The following is a 6,300-nucleotide window of genomic DNA, read 5'->3' on the forward strand; positions in this document are numbered from 1 at the left end:
TAAAGTAAAACTCGTTAGTTATAAATATATTTGAATATTCAAAAAAACAGGTATGTTTAAAAGCTTTGTTGTAGTTATAACCTGCTTATTCTCATTGTTTTCAGTTGCTCAAGATTATTCTTCGCTTTGGCAAGGACACTTTTCATATAACAATATTAAAGATGTTGTTCGAGGAAATGATAAGCTTTATGCTGCTTCCGAAAATGCTGTTTTTAGTTTAGATTTAGTAACCCAAGAATTAACAGAGCTTAGTACGGTTAACGGGTTGTCGGGAGAATCTATTTCAACAATTTACTATAGTGATCTTTATGAATTGTTACTTATAGGGTATGAAAATGGTTTGATTGAAATAGCTTTCGACAATAATGATAACATTCTTACTGTAGTGGATATTATAGATAAAGTAACAATTCCTCCAACAGATAAACGGATTAACCATTTTAATGTTTTTGATAATCTTGTATATATAGCTACTAACTATGGAATTTCTGTTTACGATTTAGAACGGCTAGAGTTTGGGGATACTTACTTTATTGGCAGTGGGGGTACACAGGTAAAAGTAAGTCAGACCGCTATCTTCGGAGGTTTTATTTATGCAGCATGTTTAGGGGGCAATGGATTGAAAAAAGCGCAAATAACAAATAGTAATTTAATCGATTATCAAAATTGGGGACAAGTTGTTTCGGGTGATTTTTTGGCTGTAGAAAGTGTTGGCGATAAGTTATATGCTATAAGAACCAATAGGCGTTTGTACAACGTGGCGAACGATGTGCTTACAGAACGGTTTTTATATGCAGATGCACCACTCGATATGCGATCTGTTGGCAGTAACCTACTAGTAACTACTAAAAACGATGCATTCGTTTATGATGAAAGTTTTAATTTGATAACCCAGGCATCTGTTAACCCTAGTTTTAGTACATTATTTAATGTTGCCACAATCGATAGTGAAACCATCTATGTCGGAACCAAAGATTTCGGAATCTTAAAAGCAGCATTTACAAATCCGAATAGTTTTGAGGAAATACATCCGGAGGGGCCTTTGTTAAACACACCGTTCTCTATTAAAGCTATAGCCAACAATCTTTGGGTAACGTTTGGGGAATATGATATTTATTACAATCCTTATCCAAATGGAGGGCCTCATAGGCGTGGTTTTAGTCATCTAAAAGAAGAAAAATGGATTAACGTTCCTTATAGTGAGGTGTTGGGAGCCAGGTCGTTAAATGCCATTTCTGTTAATCTCTTTAATAATGATCAGGTGTTTATAAGTTCTTTTTTTAGTGGTCTTTTGGAGGTTAATGAAGAAGAACCTACTATTTTATACGATCAGACCAATAGTGGTCTGGAATCCTTGGTTTTACCATCTAATCCCAATTATGTGGATATTCGTGTGGGACCTACAGTATTTGATGGTAATGGGCTTTTATGGATTACAACGAGCAGGGTTGATAATGCTTTAAAATCATTTAATCCCAGTTCAAATCAGTGGAGGTCTTATAGTTTTTCGAGTATTATTAGCGACCCATTAAATGAAGAATTAGGATTTGGGGATATTGCTATTGGATCGGATAATACCAAGTGGATTGGAAGTTATAATCATGGTGTTATTGGTGTTAAAGACAGTGGAAGTAATTTTTTGTTAAAACACTTAAGTGGGGAAGAGGTAAATATGCCAACAGAATATGTTACAGCACTGGCTATGGATAAAAGAAATCAACTTTGGATCGGTACATTTAGGGGCTTACGAGTATTGTATAATACCTCAAACTTTTTTACAGATGACAATGTGAGAGCCGAAGAGATCGTTATTTTAGAAGATGGCATAGCGAAAGAATTGCTGTTTCAGCAAATTGTTACGGATATTGAAGTGGACGGAGCTAACAATAAATGGATAGGTACTGCAGGTTCTGGATTGTTTTATTTTTCTTCAGATGGACAAAAAACAATATTTCATTTTACAAAAGACAACGCTCCCCTGCCTTCAAATACTATTAATGATGTGAGTTTGGACGAGTCTAATGGTATTGTATATGTAGCGACAAGCAAAGGTTTGGTGTCGTTTCGCTCTGGGAGTTCAGGGACACAGGAAAATTTGCAAGGTGCTTATGCCTATCCTAACCCGGTAAGACCTGGTTTTAATATTGTGGAAGAAAAGGTGAAGATTAAGGATATTTCGGAAAATGTGAATATTAAAATTACTGATATTGAAGGTAATTTGGTAGCCGAAGCACAGTCAAGAACGAATCAGAGGTATAGTGGCTATAATCTTGAAATTGATGGTGGCACTGCTTATTGGAATGGCAAAAACCTTGCTAATAATATTGTGGCATCAGGCGTGTATTTGGTAATGCTTTCCGATTTGGACACCTATGAAACAAAGGTTTTAAAAATAATGGTTGTTAGATAATGTTAATTGATACCCATGCCATCGTACTCTCAAAGACAAAATATCGTGACCATGATCTTATTGTTAGGTGCTATACTAAAGAGTTGGGGGTTGTTAGTTTTTTGTTAAAAGGGGTTTTTAAAAGTAAGAAAGGACAGGTTAAAGCAGCCTATTTTCAGCTACTTTCCCAATTGCAATTGGTCGTTATTTACAAAGCTAACCGTTCTTTGCAGATTATAAAAGAAGTTAGGTTGGGTAATATATATACTAGTTTGCACTCTAACGTATTAAAAAGTAGTATCGTTATGTTTTTAGCTGAAGTTTTGACTACAGCGATAAAAGAAGAAGAGCCTAATGAACCGCTTTACAGTTATGTTGAAACAGCCTTACTTTGGTTGGATACACATACAAAATACGCTAACTTTCATTTGTTGTTTTTACTGAAATTAACACGCTATCTTGGGTTTTATCCAGATGAAACAGAAGATAACTACAATTACTTTAATTTACGGGAGGGTAAGTTCGATGCCAAAGGGCAAGATGTGTATATTGTTTCAGGGGTTGATTTATTGCTTTTAAAACAGCTGTTAGGCACGACATTTGATGAGTTATCTGCAATAAAAATCAATTCAAAGCAAAGGCAAGCATTTTTGCATATGATTTTGAGTTATTTTGAATTACATTTGGGGGGTTTTAGGCTTCCTAAATCATTACAGGTATTTAATCAAGTTTTTAATTAAGGCATGAAGTTTTTTTACATCGGTTTCTTATTTTTGTTTATTACTGGCGCATCACATGCTCAACAAATAAAAGTATTAAATAAAATCACTGAAGAACCTGTTTTTGGAGTAGCAATATTTAATGTAGATAAGACAAAGAGTGTAGTTACTAATTTTAAGGGAGAGGTTGTATTAGATGAATTTACAGATTCTGAAACCATTTACTTTCAGCACTTATCTCATATTTTAAAGAAAATTACTAAGGTACAAATAGATAAATCTAATGTTGTATATCTTGATGTAAGTACCCAAGGTTTGGACGAAGTTGTCGTTTCTGCTTCAAAATTTGGTCAGAGTAAAAGAGATATTCCGCAACGTATAGTTAATTTAAATGCAGAAAACGTAGCTTTTTCCAACCCACAAACAAGTGCAGATTTGTTGGAAACTACAGGAAGTGTTTATATACAGAAGAGTCAATTAGGAGGCGGGAGTCCTATGATTAGAGGGTTTTCAACTAATAGACTTTTAATTACCGTGGATGGTGTTAGGATGAACAATGCTATTTTTAGAGGGGGCAATTTGCAAAACGTTATAGCAATAGATCCATTTTCAATAGAAAGTGTCGAAGTTACCCTGGGTTCTGGTGCTGTAATTTATGGGAGTGATGCTATTGGTGGCGTGATGAGTTTTTATACGCAAACACCTAGATTGTCTTATACAGATTCATTGTATTTTAAAGCCAATACTATTGTAAGGTACTCTACAGCTAGTGATGAAAAAACGGGGCATTTCGATTTTAATATCGGACTTAAGAAATGGGCTTTTGTTACAAATGTTAGTCATACAGATTTTAATGACTTAAGAATGGGCAAGCACGGACCAGATGAATACTTACGATCAGAATTTGTCATTAATACCAATGGTTCAGATGCCGTTATTCAAAATAACAACTCTTTAATTCAAAGGCAATCGGGATATAATCAGTTAAACATGTTGCAAAAAATGCGTTATGAGCCGTATGAAAATTTAACTTTTGATTTGGGTCTTTATTATACGACAAGTTCTGATGTTCCTAGATATGACCGGTTAATTCGTTACAAAAATGGTAATTTACGTTCGGCAGAATGGCATTACGGACCGCAACAATGGTTCATGACCAATCTTGAGGTGACCAAACTAAGCAGTATAACACGTTTTTACGATAAGGTTAAAGCGTCTGTTGCCTATCAAAATTTTAAAGAAAGTAGAAAAGATCGTGATTTTCAGTCCGATATAAGAAATATTCGCAAGGAGGCTGTTAATGCGTATTCCTTTAACCTGGATTTTGAAAAGACCTTAAGCCCTAAAACACGATTTTTTTACGGACTAGAGTATATTTACAATAAGGTTACGTCTCACGGAGAGGAGGAGAATATAGTTAATAATACCTTATTCTCTACTGTGTCCAGATATCCTAATGGAGCTACTTGGGAGTCGGCAGCGGTATATTCGAGTATCAAGTACAAGCCTAATGATAAGTTTGTTTTTCAGTCTGGTTTACGCTTTAACCATGTAGCCTCTAAGGCCAGTTTTGAAGAAAATAATGTGTATTTAAATTTACCGTTTGAATCTGCAAAGAATAAATCGGGCGCCCTAACGGGAACAGTTGGAATTAGCTGGTCTCCCAATGCTATTTTACAATGGAAATTAAATGCATCGTCTGCTTTTAGAGCGCCCAATATAGACGACATTGGGAAGGTGTTCGATTCGGAGCCTGGCTCTGTCGTTGTACCCAATAATAACTTAAAACCAGAGCATGCTTATGGTGGTGAGTTGGGTGTGAAATTTGATTTTAATGATAAGATTATACTGGATATAGGTACGTATTACACTTATTTAAATAATGCGTTGGTGCGTAGGGATTTTAATTTAAATGGAGAAACCGAAATTATTTATGATGGTGAACTAAGTAAGGTCCAGGCCATACAAAATGCTTCGAAAGCATGGATTTATGGTTTTGAAGTGGGAGTAAAAATGATGTTAACAAATCATTTGAAGTTAACGTCTCAGTACAGTGTTATAGGGGGCACCGAAGAGAATGATGGAATAGAGGTGCCTGTGCGCCATGTGTCACCTAATTTTGGGAATACCCATCTTTTATGGACTGATAAAAGTTGGAAATTGGATGTATTTGCTAATTATAATAACGAATTGTCTTTTCAACAGTTAGCGCCTTCCGAGCAAGGGAAGGACTATATTTATGCATTGGATGAAAATGGAAATCCATATGCCCCATCTTGGTATACGTTTAATGCGAGAATACAATACCAAATAAGCAATTCAACAATACTAACAGCAAGTTTAGAGAATATTACAGATCAACGTTATAAAACCTATTCTTCGGGGATTGCAGCTGCAGGACGTAATTTTATTTTGTCATTGAAGTATTGTATATAGTGATTTTCAACTTTACCTGATTGCTGTCGCCCTATCAATTTAGAATCCAAATGATAGGCGTAGACTTTAAAAACATCAAGGTTATTTTCCTTGGGAACTAAATAACAACTAATCTACTAAGGTTTCAATATTAATGTCAATCTCACTAAGTAAACGCTTATTCGTAATTTCAATTCTCAGGGAGACCTGATTTGCTGATTTCGATCCAAGAAAGGCGGATAGTATATTAGCTAATACCTTTCCTAATTGTTCCATCTGGTTTTTTAATCGAAAACAATTCCTTGAGGCTTTACCTCGGCGATAGTTCGTTTCAAGAAATTCTTTATTAAATCACGTTGTTCCATACGTGGATTTTAAATGTGCTATCACTATATAAATGCAGTTTTATTAAGGAACTCAATTGGTTAAAGAGCCTGCTTTTCGTCATTTTCTCATTCCGTAGCCCTGCTATACAACTTAAAAATGCCTTCCATCAAGCTCAAAATTGCTAATTTTCACTTCAATCAAAAAAGTCAAGATGAGTTCAAAGTCAAATTATCTGATGTAAAATGAAGTTCGGCAATATTTCTTATAAATTTAAGGATTATGTAGAGTTATATTTTGTTAATAAAGCACTTTTCTTTTAATATTAATCATCTAAGTACATGACAAAAATTGAAATAAGTTAGTATCATATTGATTTTCAGAATTTAATAAAGCGTTTGCAATAAACGAGAGCCCATATTTAAAAATACTTTTGGCTTTTCTTCCATGTTT

Annotated in this window: 3 protein-coding genes; all 3 read left to right on the top strand. The window is 34.7% G+C overall.

The features are described from left to right. Positions 1-52 precede the first annotated feature (52 nt). Genes porZ through JF259_RS09200 form a run of 3 tightly spaced genes read left to right on the top strand, consistent with a single transcriptional unit; the run spans position 53 to position 5,544 of the window. Positions 53-2,410: a type IX secretion system anionic LPS delivery protein PorZ gene (porZ, locus tag JF259_RS09190; protein ID WP_199115018.1), complete on the top strand. Its 2,358-nt coding sequence runs from the start codon at positions 53-55 to the stop codon at positions 2,408-2,410. Beyond that, positions 2,410-3,129, top strand: a complete 720-nt coding sequence (gene recO / locus JF259_RS09195) for a DNA repair protein RecO (RefSeq protein ID WP_199115019.1) — start codon at positions 2,410-2,412, stop codon at positions 3,127-3,129. The genes porZ and recO overlap by 1 nt, the downstream gene beginning before the upstream one ends. A 3-nt stretch (positions 3,130-3,132) precedes the next feature. Next, entirely contained in the window at positions 3,133-5,544 is a 2,412-nt protein-coding gene (locus JF259_RS09200) for a TonB-dependent receptor (RefSeq protein ID WP_199115020.1), read from the top strand. Positions 5,545-6,300: the final 756 nt, after the last annotated feature.

The organism is Snuella sedimenti (genome assembly GCF_016428595.1).
GTDB lineage: Bacteria > Bacteroidota > Bacteroidia > Flavobacteriales > Flavobacteriaceae > Snuella > Snuella sedimenti.